This window comes from Eubacterium sp. BIOML-A2 (assembly GCF_009680135.1).
GTDB lineage: Bacteria > Bacillota > Clostridia > Lachnospirales > Lachnospiraceae > Faecalicatena > Faecalicatena contortus_B.
The window spans coordinates 17,500-35,745 of record NZ_WKZK01000028.1 but is presented as its reverse complement, the minus strand read 5'-3'; the positions used below and the strand labels follow the sequence as shown (position 1 = coordinate 35,745).

Sequence of the window (18,246 nt, the reverse complement as noted above, 5' to 3'; positions counted from 1 at the left end):
ATCAAAATATTTCTATATAGAATTTGTTAATATTTTCTTAATATTATCCGCATTAAATTCTTTTCAATAAATGATGGATTTTAGCAGCATTTTATACAAAACCGCGTAAGTTTTAATGCTTTCATTTGTTTAATTAATGAAGGAGCTAATCTCCTCACCTTTTTAGCTCCTTTCCCACCACATACGTTAAGCCCGGATCCACTAGGTATCCGGGCTGTTTTTCTCAATAATGTTAATTTTTTCTTTTATCTTCTGATATATCTCATCTTCGTCTAAGTTTATTTTCCCCTCTGTATTGATATACTCAGAAAAAAAATCGGGTGTTATCCTGAAAAATTCGTTCTGTGATTCCGGTGGCAGATCGGATATGAACCTGTCGTAAAATTCGAAATCATCCATCATAATAAAATCCCAAAACCGTTTCTGCTGCTCTTCTGTCATAGTGTGTTTATCCATCTTGACCTCCCCCCATCCCTCTCTTGTGGTTTTATTATATTCGTAATTGCGAAGATATTCAAGTATAAGAATTTGAATTATGCTTATCCTAAAAAAGAGGTGGTGCCATGATTGATTACTCTCCATTCTGGGAAACTCTGGACAATTCTAAAGAAAATTGGTATACACTGACTACGAAATACCATTTATCCAACAGCACTCTATACCGTTTAAAACACGGCCAGGACATAAGCATGAAAACAATAAACGACCTTTGCCGAATACTCAACTGCAATATTCAGGACATAGCGAGGTATCTTCCCTCAGAAACCGATCAGGAGCTCTAATAAAGTATCCGCCGAAAGCGTAGTGAAGCATCCACTTCCATTCCGGGGGTATTCGTGTGCGTATGAGTCCCACAAAACAAAAACCACATCGGATTGGATGGCTAAAGCTCTGCTTTGAAAAACAGAGCTCAGCCTTCCAATCCAATGTGGTTTTTATCTTGTGAGACTTCATAAACAGCCGGGCTCTGGCCGGGGACAAGGACGTTCCCCTACATACAGCAATAGTCCTGCCCTGATCCCGGGTTCCCCCTTACTCTATCTGCCAGTCGACAGGTTCCACTCCATGGCTGCGCAGAAATTCATTGGTCTGGCTAAAAGGCCGGCTTCCGAAGAATCCTCTGAACGCAGAAAGGGGACTTGGATGCGGCGCCTGCAGGATCAGATGCTGCGGATTATTCAGCATGCTCTTCTTACGCTGTGCCGGGCTTCCCCACAGGATGAATACGATCGGTCTGTCCTGGCCGTTCAGGGCCATGATTGCTGCATCCGTGAATTCTTCCCAGCCGATACCGCGATGGGAATTTGCCTGATGGGCTCGAACCGTAAGTACGGTATTCAGCATCAGAACTCCCTGCTGCGCCCACTTTGTCAGACAGCCATGGCTGGGTATGGTACATCCCAGGTCTTCATGCAGTTCCTGGTATATGTTGACCAGGGACGGCGGGACTTCCACACCCTTTTTTACGGAAAAGCAGAGGCCGTGGGCCTGTCCGTCATTGTGGTAGGGATCCTGCCCCAGAATTACCACTTTGACATCCTTCAGCGGAGTCAGGTGAAATGCATTAAAAATGTCATTTGCAGGCGGAAATATCTTCCGGGTCCTGTACTCCTGATTCACGGTCTCAAATAATTTTTTATAGTAAGGTTTTTTAAATTCCCCCGCTAAAGCTTCATACCAATCGCCATTCAATCCAGACATATTTATTCACTCCTAAGCTTACATTTTTATCCAGAGCGTGTTTGAAAATTCATTGCAGCAATATTCAAACACGCTCAATCGTACAGTTTTAATCCACCCGGTTCTTTCACAGAGTGCGGCTGCGTCTTAAAGCCGTACTGAAACGCCCTCTTTCCGCAGGTATTCTTTTACTTCTTTTATCTCCAGCTCTTTATAATGGAAGAGGGACGCCGCCAGCGCCGCATCGGCTTTTCCGTCCGTGAGAGCTTCCTTGAAATGTTCCAGCGTCCCCGCTCCGCCGGAGGCGATCACAGGAATGGATACCTGCTCCGCCACGGCACGCGTAAGTTCCAGATCATAACCGGCTTTTGTACCATCGCAGTCCATACTGGTCAGAAGAATCTCACCGGCACCCAGGCCGTCTGCTTTTTTTGCCCACTCCAGAGCATCCATTCCGGTGTCAATCCGGCCGCCGTTTTTATAGATGTTCCAGCCGCTGCCGTCTGCACGCCGTTTCGCGTCAATCGCCACGACCACACACTGGCTGCCGAACTTTACGGCCGCATCATGTATCAGCTGCGGATTATTGATAGCAGAAGAATTGATAGAGATCTTATCTGCTCCTTCTCTGAGCAGCGCCCGAAAATCCTCCACAGTACGGATTCCTCCGCCTACGGTGAACGGGATAAACACACACTGAGCCACCTTACGTACCATGTCCACCACGGTTTCCCTCGCGTCAGAAGAAGCCGTAATATCCAGAAATACGAGTTCATCCGCACCTGCTTTATCGTAGGCCTTTGCAATCTCCACCGGATCACCGGCATCGCGCAGATCCACAAAATTGACGCCCTTCACTACTCTGCCGGCGTTGACATCCAGACAGGGAATAATTCTTTTTGTAAACATTACACTTCCTCCCGGTTGAGTTCTACAAAGTTTTTCAGTATCTTCAGACCCACTTCACTGCTCTTTTCCGGATGAAACTGGCAGCCAAATATATTGTCCTTTTCAACCGAAGCATGGATATGGGTGCTGTATTCTGTGGACGCTTTCACAATCGACTCCTCTTTCGCCTTCAAATAGTATGAATGTACAAAATAGACATAAGACTGTTCCTCTATACCGCGAAACAGTCTTCCGCCGTGCTCAAGGTGCAGAGAATTCCATCCCATATGCGGTATCTTCAGGCCTTCCTGATCCGGGATCTTTAATATCTCGCCTTCCAGCAGGCCGAGACCCTCGGCTCCCGGCGCTTCATCACTTCTCTCGAACAAAAGCTGCAGCCCGAGGCAGATCCCCAGAAAAGGAGTCCTCTTTGCCGCAACCTGGCGGATCACCTCATCCAGCCCTGCACGCTTCAGATTCTCCATAGCATCGCCAAATGCCCCTACGCCGGGAAGAATCACCTTTTCTGCCTTTAGAATCCGCTCCGGATCACCGGTAACTTCGACTTCGTGTCCCAGTAACAATAGCGCCTTCTCTACGCTTTTGATGTTTCCCGCATCATAATCAATCATTGCTATCATAATATGTAAACTCCTCTACTCTTTCCCTGTCTTTTTGCTTTTCCCGGTCTTCACTACAGGCACCTGCGTTTTATCCACCGCATCCAGGTTGTTTATATACTTTTTTGTCTCTTTTACGATCACCGGTGACAGTAATAGGACTGCAATCAGGTTCGGTATGGCCATAAGCGCATTCAGTGTATCCGCAATCAGCCAGACCAGATTCAGAGATACAACCGGCGCGATTGCCGCTACGATTATATAGAGGAGCCGGTAAGGAATTAATCCCTTTTTACCCGCAAAATACTCTACGCAGCGCTCTCCATAATAAGCCCAGCCCAGGATCGTGGAATATGCAAATGAAATAATCCCGACTACCAGAATAATCGGCCCTACATAAGGAATCTGGGCAAACGCTTTGGATGTCAGTATCCCGCCATTGGCAATTTCATTTGCATTGATTGCCGGATTCTTCATAATCGTTGATACCAGTACCAGCCCAGTCATCAGACAGACTACTACCGTATCCCAGAATGTACCAGTGGAAGATACCAGTGCCTGGCGCACAGGGTTTCTCGTCTGAGCCGCCGCTGCCGCTATCGGTGCAGACCCCATACCGGATTCATTGGAAAACAACCCTCTGGCCACTCCATACTGCATGGCAAGGCGGATTCCGCCGCCCACCAGTCCGCCGGCAGCCGCCCCGGGTGTAAATGCAAGTTTGCAGATGGTTGTTACGGCCGGAATGATATAGTCATAATTAATCCCCAGAATAATCAGACAGCCAATCACATAAAACACCGCCATAAAAGGAACCAGCTTTTCGCATACTCTTGCAATACTTTTAATTCCGCCGAATATAACAATTGCAGTCATAAATGCGGTAATAAGCCCGATAATCCATGGCTGGATCCCCAGGTTTTCCTCACAGATCGCAGCGATGGCGTTGACCTGTGTCGCGCATCCGATCCCAAAGGATGCAAAGCCTGCCAGAAAAGCAAAAATTAATCCCAGCCAGCGCATGTTCAGCCCACGCTCCAGAGCATACATTGCGCCACCCTGCATTCTTCCATCTTCCGTTTTGACACGGTATTTCACCGCAATCAGGGATTCCCCATACTTTGTGGCTATACCGAACACTCCGGTCAGCCAGCACCAGAGAACTGCACCAGGGCCCCCAAGCGCCACGGCAGTTCCCACGCCAATGATATTTCCCGTACCGATTGTAGAAGCAAGCGCTGTCGTCAATGCCCCAAACTGACTGACCTCACCTTCTGCATTCGGGTCTTTTGTAACCGATAATTTAATCCCTTTCGAAATCGTCTTTCTTTGAATAAAGCCTGTACGGATCGTTAAAAATAAGTGGGTACCAAACAGCAGGGCGATCATCCCCCAGCCCCACACTTTGGAATTCACATATTGGACCGCTTCGTTTACTACATCAAACATGATTTTCTCCTCTCTCATCCTCTCAATGACATTCCGGAATGAAAAAAAGAAAACACACCCGGCCTTATGTCCTCGCCGGCGGGACCGCTGTAAACAGCGGTATATGTAACGAGTAAGGCATACATAATACCGACCGTTGCCAGTTGGCACAATGTATGCCTTAATAGTAGCTATTTTACAGCATTTTGCATCGCTTTTCAAGTTTTTCAGCTATGGAGCCGATTAAATCCCCTCTATACGCAGTAACAGCTCAGGCAAGCCTGAACTGTTACTGATCATGATTGATCATGTTTTTCAGGCACGGCCAATAAAGACATCGTCTCCGAATCCGGCGAGTTTGTGCTCTCTGCGCACTCCATATCCAGCTCAAACCAGAATTCGACGCCGTTTTCAAAATTATTCACGCCGTAGTCCTGGTGGAAGGACTCCATTATCGCTTTTACGATAGACAGGCCAATTCCATTCCCGCCGTATTCCCGGGTATGAGCCTTGTCCACTTTATAAAACTTATCCCACAGCTTATGCAGATCTTCTTCCGGTATGGGGTTACCGCTGTTGAATACAGATACCCTTACCGTTCTTCCCCTGGATATTACCCGGATTTCGATACGCTTTTCGTTATCCACATGATGGATCGCATTGGTTAAATAATTTCTGACTACCTGTTCCGTCTTGAATTCATCCGCCCAGACGTATACCTTCTCATCCGCGATAAAGTCTACGGAAGCCCCTGCCTGCAGAATCAGTATCTCGCAGCTTGAGAGTACTCCCTGTATCAGCCCGACAATATCAAAGCGTTCGAATTCCAGTTCCTGAGAGCCGAATTCCAGTTGGTTCAGAATCAGAAGATTTTTCACCATCTGGTTCATCTTCGCGGCTTCATCCATGATGACATCACAGTAGAACTCCCGGCTTTCGGGATCTTCGTTGACCCCTTCTTTCAGCCCCTCCGCGTAACCCTGGATCAGAGCGATGGGAGTCTTCAGCTCATGGGAAACATTCCCCAGGAACTCGTTGCGCATGTCCTCCAGTCTGTCTTTCTGCTCTATATCTTTCTGCAGCTGGTTATTTGCGCTCTTCAGCTCCGATATCGTCTTCTCCAGACGTGAGGACATAATATTGAAATTCCTGCCCAGCACCCCAATCTCATTATCACCGCCGCTTGTATATTTTGCCTCAAAATCCAGCCTCGCCATACGCTGGGACAGTACTGCCAGTTCTTTGATCGGCTCCGTAATCTTCCGGGAGAAAAAGCATACGAGAATCCCGCCCAGAATTACTGCAATTACCCCCATATAGACAAGAAACTTATTGGCCAGGCTGGCGCTCTCTCTGATACTTTCCAATGGACTCTGCATAATGAAAAGAGAACCATCCGAGAACTCACCCCAAATCTCAAGATATTCTGTCTGATTCGTAAAATCTTTCGTCTTGCAGATCTGATAGTAATCCGTATTTTTCAAAACCTTTTTCGAGTTCTGGCTTTTATCAAACAAATAGGACAGCAGCTTGACATAGAGAGGGCCATTTCCGTCCCACACGGTCGAAAATACAAGTGTCCCGTCGTTTTGTATAACGAGCGCCGCGATATTTGTCCGCTCCGTCTGTCGTACGAGTTTTTCATACACTGACTTTGAGCTAATCTCCCCGCTGCGGATCTCTTTGTCAATGGAATTGTACATACTCAACAGATCTGCCTGCTTGTGCACCGTGTAATACTGTGCCAGGAATCCTGAATTCACCGCAAAGAGCAGAATAAGTATAAATATAATCAACCCGACAAAGATAACCATCATCTGCCGTCTTATTGATTGTTTCATCCTTCTACCTCGAACTTATATCCCATGCCCCAGATCGTCTTAATATAGTCGCCCTTCTCTCCCAGCTTGCTCCTCAGCTTCTTCACATGGGTATCTATGGTACGCGCATCCCCAAAATAATCGTAATTCCACACATTGTTCAGTATCTTCTCTCTTGACAGGGCAATTCCCTGATTCTCCACAAAATAGGACAAAAGCTCAAACTCTTTGTAGCTTAAATCAATGGTTTTGTCCCCGATCTTTACAATATGTGCAGCCCTGTCAATCACAATCCCGCCGGCATCCATGACATCCCCGGAATCTGTGCTCTGTGTTCTGCGGAGGATAGCTTCTACTCTGGCCACCAGGATCTTTGGGCTGAATGGTTTGGATATATATTCGTCCACGCCCAGGTCAAACCCCTGGAGTTCGTCACGCTCATCCGAGCGGGCCGTCAGCATGATGATCGGAACCTTGGAATGTTCCCGGATCTCCCGGCATACCTGCCAGCCATCCATCTTCGGCATCATGACATCCAGAATCACCAGCGAGATATCCTTATCTTCATAAAATAAATCCATAGCCTCCATGCCGTCGCCCGCCTCAAGTACCATATATCCTTCTCTCGTCAGGAAATCCTTTACGAGCTTGCGCATCCTGCTTTCATCATCCACAACTAAAACTTTGATTTTCTCCATTTTAATCGTCTCCTATCTGTTCTTTTTCCCGTTCTTATTCCTTTTTTGTATCATAACAGGTAAATTTGATGAAACTGTGAATTTGCGGGCTTTTCGGGCACTTTTCCCCGTCATCCGCTTTTATTCCACGCTCTTCAGAGATTCCACCATATCGATCCGTTTCAGCTTGAAATACATCACTCCGTTTACAAAGAGAGAGAATCCCATGGTAATCAGAAAACTGTACACATAACTGCTAAAGTCAATATTTCTTCCGAACATAGCAGAATCAATCTCCACAGTCACAATGACAAACTGATGCAGTATCCTACCAAGCAATATGCCCACTGCAGAACCGACTACCGTCAGGATTATATTTTCACGGTAAACATAGGCCGATACCTCATTGTCAAAAAACCCGAGAACTTTCAGTGTGGCCAGTTCCCGCTTTCGTTCTGTAATGTTGATATTATTCAGATTGTACAGAACTACAAATGCCAGCATTCCCGCCGATATAACAAGCACCACCAGCACAATATCCAGGCTGCCCAGCATGTCATCCAGCTGCTGCTGCATATTGTTCGTATAGCTGATGCTCAGAGCGCCTTTTGTCTCCAGAATGGACTCCCCAACTTTTTCAAGCTCATCCATCCTGCCCTCTTTCATCGTATAATAGATGGAGTTATACTCCGGCGCTTCTCCATACAGTTGTTTATAAAGGTCAGGTGTCAAATAAATATAATGTCCGATATAGTTTTCACATATCTGCGCAATCTTAACCTGAAGTTCACCCTTCACATCGTCTTTTATGCTGACCGTATCACCCACGCCTGCATCCAGCATCTTTGCCGTTTTTTCGGATATAATCGCTCCGGTATTGTCCAGCTTATAGTGTTCATCCGTTATACGGTTTTTAAAGATGACAAATTTGGAGAACTTATCCAAATCCTTCGGCACATTCAAATACACATCTTTCGTTGTCTTTCCATGTGTAACTTCAACCTGCTGGAGGAAGTTCTCTGCCGTGTCATCCACCCGTTTATCGGATGCCAGTTTATTATACGTTTCCTCTTTTTCATCCGCGGAAGCATCCTCTTCCAATATAACATTTCCATCATAAAGCTGGATCTCTCCATACTGGAGCACCGCGATGTCAAAGATTGAATCCTTCAGCCCAAATCCGACCAGAAGCAGAGCCATGCAGCCTCCGATTCCGAATACGGTCATGAAAAACCGTTTCTTATATCTGATCAGATTCCGCACAGTCGCCTTCCAGATAAAGCTTAGCCGCTTCCATAAAAACGGAATCCTCTCCAAAAACACCCGCTTGCCCTGCTTTGGTGTGGGCGGGCGCATCAGCTCCGCCGCCTGTTCCCTCAACTCATGAAAACAGGAGAAAATCGTAGCAAGCAGTGTGCATGCCAGGGCCGCAAGTGATGCCGCCATACCGTAATACATGTTGTATGGGGTCAGTACGGTATCCATGTGCTGATACATAATTCCATAGGCTGTAATGATAATATAGGGCAGTATCTTCTCTCCGACCAGGATTCCAAATGCGCTCCCGCTCACAGTTGCAAGACATGCATAACCGATATATTTGCCCGCAATAGAATGTCGTTCATAGCCAAGCGCCTTTAATGTTCCGATCTGGGTTCTCTGCTCTTCCACCATACGCGTCATGGTCGTCAGGCTGATCAGTGCCGCCACAAGGAAGAACAGTACCGGAAACACCTCCCCAATGGCCTTCATACGGTCTGCATTTTCCCCGTAGCTTGTGTATTCGGTCAGAGTGCTTCTGTCATAAATATACCACTTGGCATGCTCAATCTTGCTGATATCCTTCTCGGCATCCTTGATTTTTTTCTCGCCGTCTTTTATCTTCGTATCTGCTTCGGATTTAGCATCCTCGTACTCTGCCTGTGCATCGTTCAGTTCCTGCTCTTTTGATGCAAGTTCGCTCTCTCCTGCCGCAAGGTCAGACTGTGCCTGTTCTATCTGTGCCCAGCCGTCATTGATCTGCTGCTGGCCGGAATCCAGCTGCCCCTTTGCCTCGTCGAGCTGGGCGCGGGCCGCCTCGATCTGGGCATCTCCTTCCGTAATCTTAGCGTACATCACCTGCAGTGTATATTGGGTCTGCTCATCGGTCAGCCCGCTTGATGCAAGTGCATCATACTGGGCCTTCACCTGGTTCAGTTCCTCTACCTTGCCATTCAGCACTTCGACCTGTGCGTTCAGGTCCTCGTACCCCTGGTTGATCTCATCTTGTTTCTGGATCAGCTGGCTGCGTGAATCCTCCAGCTGTGCATAGCCGTTGGATATCTCCGCCTTTGCATTCTCCAGCTGGTTTCTGCCGTCATCCAGCTTTGCTTTTGCATCGTTTAATTTTTGATCTGCCTCGGTTTTCGCATCTTCCAGCTCTTTTTTTGCATCGTTGAGCTTATTCTCAGCCTCATCTACAATCTCCTGATACCGGGCGTCTTCTCTTGTTTTGCGGATCTTCTCCACTTCATCTATAGCAGTGTCTATATGGTCATCATATTCATCCGTGAACGCTGTCAGTTCTTTTGCCCCGTCCACAGCAGCATACATCTCCGTATACACATCCAGATCAAAGCTGTCCGGTAAAACGCTGACAAACCCGCTGACAGAACCGGTGCCGATCGTGCTGCTGCCGCGATGAAAAGAGATATAGCACGGGCTGCTGACCGTCCCCACAATGGTGTAGGTATCCGTCTTTAGTGTATCGGTGATCTTATCCTCTGTCCCTGATAAAAACGTAATCTTATCGCCGACCTCGTATCCGCTCCCCGTCAGAAAGTCTATGTCTACAACACACTCGTCCGCTGCTTTTGGCAGCCGCCCTTCCTCCACTACCAGTTGATTCATGGACGGCAGCAGCGAAGAAATATGTACCACCTTTTTGCTGTCATTCACAGAACAAAGAGCATCTGCCGAATAGCCGGCCTCCACGTGCTCAATACCGTCCACCTTCTCCAGGGCTTTCAGGTCGTCGTCTGTTAGGCCCAGAGTGCTGACCACCTTAATATCCATCAGGTTCTGCCTGTCAAAATATGCGTCCCCTGAAAGACGCATATCCGGTTCCGCAGAGCGGATGCCCGAGAAAAACGCAACCCCGATTGCCACTATGAAGAATATCGAGAGAAACCGGCCCAGGCTTCTGCGGATCTCCATGTAAAAATCTTTTCTAAGTGCTTTCCTGCTCATATGCATGCCCTACCATTCTATTTGGTCAATTGATACCGGATTGGGATTCTGTTCCATGCCGGATACTTTTCCGTTCTTAATGCGGATCAGCCGGTCTGCCATCGGCGCCAGCGCTGAATTATGTGTGATGACGATGACCGTCATGCCCCGCTCCCTGCACATGTCCTGGAGCAGTTTTAAGATTGATTTGCCCGTATTATAGTCCAGAGCTCCGGTTGGCTCATCGCACAGCAGAAGCTTTGGATTCTTAGCCAGCGCCCTGGCAATGGATACACGCTGCTGCTCTCCCCCGGACAGCTGTGCCGGGAAATTGTCCAACCGGTCTCCCAGCCCAACTTCCTCCAACACCTCCCTGGCGTCCAGGGGATTTTTGCAGATCTGAAGCGCAAGCTCTACATTCTCCAACGCCGTCAGATTGGGGACCAGATTATAGAACTGGAACACGAATCCAATATCATTGCGGCGGTAGCTGGTCAGCTGCCTTGCATTACAGCTCGTGATATCCGCTCCGTCCACCGTGATCTTTCCTCCTGTGGCAGTGTCCATACCACCCAGGATATTCAGCACCGTTGTCTTACCTGCGCCGCTGGGGCCCACAATAATGACAAATTCTCCTTTCTCAATCGCAAAATCTATTCCGTCCACCGCACGGATCTCAACTTCTCCCATCTTATAAATCTTTGAAATATCTTCTAATTTTACGAAATCCTTCATCTTAGCATCTCCTCGTCAGCTGCATATTTCTGATGCGGCAGTGCGGCCGCACTCACACACCGAAGGCTGGTAATCCCGCATTCAGGCCTGCCCAGTCTGTTTAACATTATATCACGTTCATATGAGAAAATGATGGAATTCTTACTAATTTCACAATTAATTTATTGCTAAATTTTATGGTAAAAAAAACGGGGCTGCCTGTCATAATCAGGCAGCCCGCTGCTTTTTCGGATATCTATTTTACAGCTTTTGCAGCTTTCACGGCCTTTCTGAAAAGGATGAATCCCACAAGGAAAAAAACAGACAGCGCGCTGACTCCTATATTTACATTACCGGTAATCTGGCTCAGCACGGATACGAATGCCGTGCCGAAGATGGAGGCGCCCTTTCCACAGATATCATAAATCCCGAAATATTCACCGGACTTTTCTGCCGGGATAATCTTAGCGAAATAAGACCGGGAAAGCGCCTGGATTGTCCCCTGGAACATTCCCACCAGAACCGCCAGTATCCAGAAGTCAAGCTGAGTATCTAAACCGTATGCATACAGCGCTATACAAAAATAGGCGGCAATACATATCGTTATAATTGTTGTGGAAGCCAGCTTTTTTGACAGCCTGCTGAAGATAAGAACACAGGGAAATGCGACGATCTGTGTCAGCAACAGCGCAAGCAGCAATCCTGTACTGTCCAGACCGAGTGCCTGCCCGTAGGCAGTGGCCATATCAATGACTGTATACACTCCATCTATATAGAAGAAAAAGGCCAGCAAAAAGAACAGGACATGCTTTTCCCTGGCAATTTCTTTAAAAGTACTGCCAAGGCGTCTGAAACTGTTCCTGACCACATGCTGCGTTGTCTCCACAAAATACTTCTGTTTATAGGAACGCAAGAGCGGTACTGCCGACAGCAGCCACCAGACAGATGTAATCAGAAATGCGATAACCATGGATGTCTGCATGCCAATCCCCAGTTTTCCGCCGCCAAGCACTACTCCCAGACTGGCAACAAAAGGAATACAGCTTCCGATATAGCCCCAGGCAAATCCCTGGGAAGATACGACGTCCATCCTTTCAGGTTCCGTAACGTCCGTCAGCATGGCATCATAGAAGATCAGGCTGGAAGAATATCCCGTTTTTGTCAGCACAAATACTCCCAGAAACCAGATCCAGGAAGACAAAAAGCCCAGGACGATACAGCCGATCACGCCCACTCCAAGGAAGACTGAAAATATCACTTTCTTATAATTCTTCGTATCCGCAACCGCTCCCAGTGTAGGTCCAAGAACCGCTACAAACAGGGTGCAGATAGAGGTTGCATATCCCCAGTACGCCAGATAATTGACAGAAGATATTCCCGCAATATCTGCCAGATGGTTGAAGTAGATTGGAAATATGGTAGCTACCAGCATAGTAAATGCGGAGTTGCCCACATCATACAAAACCCATTTCTTCTCCAAGGCCGTCATTTTAAATTTCATAGATTTCCCCCTTTTATCACTTTCTCTCACTCATATTTATAACTGCTCATTCCTTGTATATCCGTTTGGCCCTGGTCCTACAACGGCAGTTCCTTCCAATCTTCACCTGCGCCGAATGTCTCATGGAATCTTACCGGAAGCTCCGCATCCTGGAACAGGACTTTCTGAAACTTAATGATCAAGTCTGCAGCCAGCGGCACAGCTCCTGCATATAGTTTTTTCAGCAGCAGACAATAATTTTCACACTGCGGATTTGCCTCCTCACTCATAACCATTCCGTGCATAGAATCGTATTTTCCCATTACCTTCATAGCGCCAAAAACCAGTTTTCTCTTTTTCTGTCCGGGCGCAAGCAGGAGCTTATGGTAAGTAATCATGGAGCTCAGCGCCTTTTTTACGGTATCAGCAGACAGATCCTCAAAAAATGGCGCGATTACCTTTGCATTTTCCATCGTCGGGTGAATGTGTTTTGCAGAAAAATACGTCACCGGATTTATATGGTCTCCGGTCAGGAGATACCGGTCAAATTCCATCTCTATTTCGGAATGGCTGATCCCGCTGACCTGTATCATCTTTTCAATGTACTTATGGCACTCACTGTCCAGTGCAAAATGGCAGATAAACCCATACATATAAGCCCTGGCCGCCGCACTGTCATCTGTTTTTGAAATAATCTCAGCGGCATGGCTGAAAAACTGATCCGCCATCTTATCGTGCAGGGCGTATCCCTGCCCGCTCACCGGATTAGACTTCAAGGCTTTGTAATAAAACAAAATATCCGGTCCGTGAAGGCCGATATCAAATAATTCCCTGTTATTTTCCACCGCTTTTTCAAGCGGCCTGGGAAGGGCACTAATGACATCCTTTCCAAATCTATAGTGTGCATACGTTGTTGGCATAGCAAAAACCTCTTTTCCTATTAATTTTTATGTATTCCCCCTCCGGCAGAAACATTCCACATCCCGCGAGCGGCGAAGACCGGTGCACTTCAGGCTTTTACAATTCGTCTGATCTCCCGGTAAAAATAAAATAGTCCTGCTTTAAAACGTCCGCAGAATATCAATTATGGAATGCCCTTGGATATATATTATCACAGAAATCGGGGAAAGAAACCAGTATATCATAGAAAAATTTATGTAAAATTTCAATAGCAGCGTATTTCCTGTATGATTAGTAGGCATTTACATTCTTTTCCATATACTGAATACTACAGAAATAGCCTGCTGTATAAATAAGAGGTATATAAAATAAGACCAAAAACAAAACCGCATAGTGTATTGAATTATTTTGATACTGGAACCGTGTCCCATTGCTTTTGTACACCTACTGGGACATAAAAGTACCACCAATTCTATATCCATACGCTGCCCCCGTTTAAGGCCCCACCTTAGGAACGTGTCCTTTTCCCGCCGGTTGGATACGCCAGCTCCATGAAGGGATCGCCAAAAGCCTCCCGGAGAACATCCATGTCCTTTCAAAAACGCTCAAAGCGGACCTTAGAAATTCTTGGTGGGAAACAGCCCTGAAAATGGAGAGATTTTTGGATTCCGAATCCAAAAATCAGCTGACCCAGCGCGAGAAATCATCGGATTTCTCGTGATGTGTCAGTGGTGCTCCATTTTCAGGGCTGTTTCCCGCCTAGAATTTCTTAGGCCCGTGGCCGCGTTTTTGAAAGGACATGGATGTTCTCCGGGAGGTTTTCGGCTATCCCTTTATGGAGCGTCTCCATACGCGCCGAGACTAAAGCCCGTCGCTAAATCCCGATTTGAAAAAAATGTAAACTTTTCTGAATGCCTTGACTTTAAAGCTTCTTTTTTATAGAATAGATATGCGGCAGAATATACAAGAACTTTCTTTTCTGCCCACATCTAATACAAGGGCTTGTACTGGTTTCGACAGGGATCTTGAAGATGGAGAAGCTATCCGCAGGCTGATGCGTCAAATCGCAAACTTAAAATTAAACGCTAACGATAATTTCGAATTAGCTGCAGCCTAAATGCTGCATGTCAGCCCCGGGGCACCCGCACCCTGGGAATCTGGCACCGACTATGTGGGAAACGATATCAGCAAAGCTTTGAGCTGTTAGGCGTATCATGAAGCTACTGAAACCGTAAGGGTGTTAGTTCCCGTACGGCAGAGGGAATGAAAAAGAACTGACTATGATAGTAGAAGTACATGGGATAGGTTTTTGGACGCGGGTTCGATTCCCGCCAGGTCCACTATTATGGGGAACGGCGAATATTCGTCTGTTCCCCATTTATTCACCGTTCCGACCTCCCCGTTCATCTTATCTAATGTGGAATCTCTCTAAAAAATAGCAAGATAGTAAGTATGATAATAAGTAAGATAGAGGAACTGCATGGAAAATTATATTCCCCGTATCAGATCACAAACTGTATGCTGTGTTTTGTAGCATACATTAATTAAATCCGCTGTTTTTCACTATGAATTTGACTTTATTCATCCATTTGTTGATGGAAACGGTAGAGTGGCAAGGCTTTGGCAAACAGTAATGCTTTCTAAGTGTAAGCGTACCTTAAAGAATTGGTATTATTGCCCAAACTTTTGGAGAAATCTGGTTATAATCGTAGCGCATACAGCTCTGCTTGCGTTCGTTTGAGGATTTATTTTCCCCTGGTCACCCGAAATAAGCCCTGTTCCAACTGCCCATTTTACAGGCTCTTTTGCAAATTTGCTTATCTGATCTTTGTCCGGATAACTACTCAAATCACCGGAATTATCGGAGTTATAGCCTTTATACTTTGCATATCGATACATCATTGCTGCCATTTGTTCTCTGTTAATATCGTCTGAAGGACCAAAACATCCATCGTCGTAACCAGTTACTATACCAACACTATTTGCCCAGATAACCGCATTTGAGTAAAACAAACCATCCGGAACATCCGGGAAAACAGCCGCATAATCAACTTTTGGTTCTCCTTCCATACGGTATAAGATAGTTGCAAATTGCGCTCTCGAAAGGGTTTCCGATGCTCCGAAATATGTTTCATTTAATCCCGTCATAATATATCGTTGATACACATATAAAACGTAATCGTAATACCAATCACCCTTCCCACCTTCCGCATGTCTATGTGACACTACGTCATTAAATGGTTCATCAACAAGATTTCCTTGTGGCCAGTTAAGCCAAAACCAATTAGTAACAATATCTTCTCTTGAGAATTCAATCTGGAAATAATATCTTCCCCCATCAAAATCCTTTAGATAGAAAATAGATTTTCCGGATTCTCCGGAATTATAATTCGCAAATGGTGGCCAGCCGCAATTTTTCATTGCACTTTTCACCTCATTAAATGTAGTTCCCACTTTGATCCCATACATGCTGACCGACTCATCTTCGCATTCCATGCTGATCATAGTTCCTAGAGTTGTTTCGGGTACATCTTTAAATTCCATAGAAAAACCATTTTTGATATAGCGGTCACCATCATATGGCTCCCATTCTTCCCAGGTTGCCCCCAACCGATCAGCAAGTTCCTGGCATTGCTTATTTTCAGCATATTCAGTGGCATCAATGGTTGTAACAGCCTCTGTCTCAATGTCAAAAGATTCCTGTGCCTCATAATCCGTTGTTTCAAATTCATTTGTTTCCTGCGCCTGTTTTACTTCTGTTTCGTCCATGGCATAAACCGGCAAAACATTACCAATTGTCATGGATAATGTAACTAATAATACAAGAACTTTCTTTTTCATAATTCATCCCCGCCTTTTCTTATAAATTATAAGAATATTATAACACTTATCGCGCAGGATTCCATCAAAAGTTTATCTTGAATGCCAATAATCTGCAAATACAAACGTCCGGTTTCTTAATATCTCATCCTCCATCCCTTCCTCATATCATCCATCATCTTCAAAACATCCACTGTCTCTTCATGGGGCAATTCCGGACATTCTTTCCACCCGTTTTGGATTGCCCTGCAGCAGCTTTCCACTTCATATTCCAGTCCTGTAATCTGCACAGGCGGGAGCTTCTGCCCTATCAACCGGTCTCTCTGGTCATACACCTCTACATTCTCAGGATTATTGACATTTGTTATTTCCATATATCCCTTTTCTCCGAACAGCACCCCCTTCCGGTTAAACACGGAACCAATGCCGCTGTGAAGCACAGCCATTCTTCCGCCCTCAAATTCCAGAGTAATGCTGTCCGACATGTCAACTCCATTCTCATGTAAGACGCATGATGCCTGGACATTTTTGATTTCAGTGCCAAATATCATCCTCGCAAAATGAATCAGATAGATCCCCAGATCCAGGAGTGCGCCCCCGGCAAGCCGGGGATCTGTCAGCCTTTGGACTCCCAGCAGCGGATAGCCTAAATTGGCCGTAAGTGATTGGATTTCTCCAATGCTTCCCTCACCGATCATACTCTCAATCATTTTTCTGGAAGGCATGTATCTTGTCCACATTGCTTCTGTAACAAAACAGCCCTTTTTATCAGCCATTTCAAACATTTCCTCTGCCTGCCCCGCATTTACCGTAAATGGTTTTTCGCACAACACATGTTTTCTGTTTTCCAGGCATAATTTTATGTGCTCATAATGAAGTGTATGCGGCGTAGCAATATAGATCAGATCTATGTCCGGATCATTTACCATACTTTCATACCCGTCATAGGCTTTTTCAATCTTGTATTCCTGCGCAAATTTATGAGCGCGCCCTTCCTCTCTGGATGCAGCTCCATAAACGCACGCCGATTCCATCTCCGATATTGTTGCAGCCATCTTACGGGCAATGGAACCTGTCCCTAAAATCCCAATCTTTAACATGTCTTCCCCTTTCCTTTATCTGACTAAACAATTTACCGTTCAAACAAATAGGGCAGAAAATGATACAGATAGTGATACACCGCCTCATATGCATGCACCTCATCCTCCGCGAGCAGATAGTGGAAATTCCCCTTATGCAGGTCTTCATCCTCCACAAAAGTATCCGGATACCTCCTCATGGCGTTTACCTGGTTATTCAGCGCCTCAAATGCGATATCTTTTGTGCCGGTTGCAGTATAAATAAAGTATTCATCGGTGCCATACCCGGACCGGTCGGCATGTTCATGCAGTAAGGCGGCTGTTTCCTCCGGCTTCGTCAAACCGCCCTGCCCCTCAACTTCCCAGCAGTCCCCGCTAAGAGGCACGTAGTAGGCAAAATAATCCATATTCCTGGTAAACGCATACCACGTTGTCGCAGCGCCCATCGAAAACCCACAGAATCCCCGGTGCATTCTGGAAGCCCGAAAGGCCTCTTTGGTGATGTCGTCGGCATAGGTGTTGCATGCCCCTTCAACCGCCGGCAGCAAATCCTCTAGTAATTCCGTCTGGAAGAATTGGACGTGACCGCGTTCCACCTCCCGCACCGGCTCTCCTGTCCGGCCTGTTTTTTCCTTATAAAATGATGGAAAAACAACGATAAGAGGATCGATTTTCTTTGAATCAATCACGTAATCCAGCATATTTTTTATCTTGCAGCAGTCCAGCCATGCATCGGGATTGCCTCCCCCGCCGTGCATCACATAGAGGATATTGTACTTTTTGCTCCAATCCATTTCATCATAGCCATAGGGCAGATACAGATTCGCATATTTCTCCCTTGATTCCCCCTCTTGATTCGTGGTCAGATACTCGATCCGTTTTATGGTCCCTCTCCGATTTACATCATGGTATGTATACTTCTCCATAACTCTC

15 protein-coding genes, 1 other RNA gene and 1 pseudogene are annotated in these 18,246 nt (G+C 46.2%); 3 read left to right on the top strand and 14 right to left on the bottom strand.

Annotated elements, in window-relative coordinates; translation table 11 throughout:
• Positions 1–201: 201 nt before the first annotated feature.
• On the bottom strand, positions 202–456 hold the full coding sequence (locus GKG43_RS11630; RefSeq protein WP_050640174.1) for a hypothetical protein: 255 nt from the start codon (positions 454–456) through the stop codon (positions 202–204).
• Positions 457–563: 107 nt separating this feature from the next.
• Here GKG43_RS11630 and GKG43_RS11625 point away from each other — a divergent pair, with 107 nt between their 5' ends.
• On the top strand, positions 564–782 hold the full coding sequence (locus GKG43_RS11625) for a helix-turn-helix domain-containing protein (RefSeq protein WP_129879121.1): 219 nt from the start codon (positions 564–566) through the stop codon (positions 780–782).
• Between the two features lie 250 nt (positions 783–1,032).
• Here the strand turns inward: GKG43_RS11625 and ung are convergent, their stop codons facing one another.
• The 10 genes from ung to GKG43_RS11575 form a co-directional block, all read right to left on the bottom strand.
• Positions 1,033–1,701, bottom strand: a complete 669-nt coding sequence (gene ung, locus GKG43_RS11620; protein WP_050640176.1) for a uracil-DNA glycosylase — start codon at positions 1,699–1,701, stop codon at positions 1,033–1,035.
• Positions 1,702–1,827: 126 nt separating this feature from the next.
• Complete coding sequence (gene hisF, locus GKG43_RS11615; RefSeq protein ID WP_050640177.1) at positions 1,828–2,589, bottom strand: imidazole glycerol phosphate synthase subunit HisF; 762 nt, start codon at positions 2,587–2,589, stop codon at positions 1,828–1,830.
• On the bottom strand, positions 2,589–3,209 hold the full coding sequence (gene hisH / locus GKG43_RS11610; protein WP_050640178.1) for an imidazole glycerol phosphate synthase subunit HisH: 621 nt from the start codon (positions 3,207–3,209) through the stop codon (positions 2,589–2,591). The genes hisF and hisH overlap by 1 nt, the downstream gene beginning before the upstream one ends.
• Before the next feature lie 15 nt (positions 3,210–3,224).
• Positions 3,225–4,637: a sodium:alanine symporter family protein gene (locus GKG43_RS11605; protein ID WP_050640179.1), complete on the bottom strand. Its 1,413-nt coding sequence runs from the start codon at positions 4,635–4,637 to the stop codon at positions 3,225–3,227.
• A gap of 275 nt (positions 4,638–4,912) precedes the next feature.
• Positions 4,913–6,457: a HAMP domain-containing sensor histidine kinase gene (locus tag GKG43_RS11600; protein ID WP_243125850.1), complete on the bottom strand. Its 1,545-nt coding sequence runs from the start codon at positions 6,455–6,457 to the stop codon at positions 4,913–4,915.
• Positions 6,454–7,134: a response regulator transcription factor gene (locus GKG43_RS11595; protein WP_055154930.1), complete on the bottom strand. Its 681-nt coding sequence runs from the start codon at positions 7,132–7,134 to the stop codon at positions 6,454–6,456. Before GKG43_RS11595 ends, GKG43_RS11600 begins: the two co-directional genes overlap by 4 nt.
• A 120-nt stretch (positions 7,135–7,254) precedes the next feature.
• Positions 7,255–10,341: an FtsX-like permease family protein gene (locus tag GKG43_RS11590; protein WP_129879120.1), complete on the bottom strand. Its 3,087-nt coding sequence runs from the start codon at positions 10,339–10,341 to the stop codon at positions 7,255–7,257.
• A 9-nt stretch (positions 10,342–10,350) separates the two neighbouring features.
• On the bottom strand, positions 10,351–11,055 hold the full coding sequence (locus tag GKG43_RS11585; RefSeq protein WP_055154929.1) for an ABC transporter ATP-binding protein: 705 nt from the start codon (positions 11,053–11,055) through the stop codon (positions 10,351–10,353).
• Positions 11,056–11,290: 235 nt separating this feature from the next.
• Complete coding sequence (locus tag GKG43_RS11580; RefSeq protein ID WP_050640183.1) at positions 11,291–12,535, bottom strand: MFS transporter; 1,245 nt, start codon at positions 12,533–12,535, stop codon at positions 11,291–11,293.
• Between the two features lie 77 nt (positions 12,536–12,612).
• A complete protein-coding gene (locus GKG43_RS11575) occupies positions 12,613–13,434 on the bottom strand; it encodes a zinc dependent phospholipase C family protein (RefSeq protein WP_025656434.1) in 822 nt (273 codons plus the stop codon).
• A gap of 978 nt (positions 13,435–14,412) precedes the next feature.
• Here GKG43_RS11575 and ssrA point away from each other — a divergent pair.
• Positions 14,413–14,757, top strand: a transfer-messenger RNA (tmRNA) gene (ssrA, locus tag GKG43_RS11570).
• 191 nt (positions 14,758–14,948) lie between these two features.
• A pseudogene (locus GKG43_RS23345) lies at positions 14,949–15,065 on the top strand (Fic family protein); the annotation flags it as partial.
• A 20-nt stretch (positions 15,066–15,085) separates the two neighbouring features.
• On the opposite strand, the gene GKG43_RS11560 reads toward GKG43_RS23345, so the two are convergent.
• From GKG43_RS11560 to GKG43_RS11550, 3 genes are all read right to left on the bottom strand, one after another.
• Positions 15,086–16,255, bottom strand: a complete 1,170-nt coding sequence (locus GKG43_RS11560; RefSeq protein WP_050640185.1) for an S-layer homology domain-containing protein — start codon at positions 16,253–16,255, stop codon at positions 15,086–15,088.
• A gap of 116 nt (positions 16,256–16,371) precedes the next feature.
• A complete protein-coding gene (locus tag GKG43_RS11555; protein ID WP_050640186.1) occupies positions 16,372–17,334 on the bottom strand; it encodes a Gfo/Idh/MocA family oxidoreductase in 963 nt (320 codons plus the stop codon).
• 32 nt (positions 17,335–17,366) lie between these two features.
• Positions 17,367–18,239: an alpha/beta hydrolase-fold protein gene (locus tag GKG43_RS11550; protein ID WP_129879119.1), complete on the bottom strand. Its 873-nt coding sequence runs from the start codon at positions 18,237–18,239 to the stop codon at positions 17,367–17,369.
• Positions 18,240–18,246 lie beyond the last annotated feature (7 nt).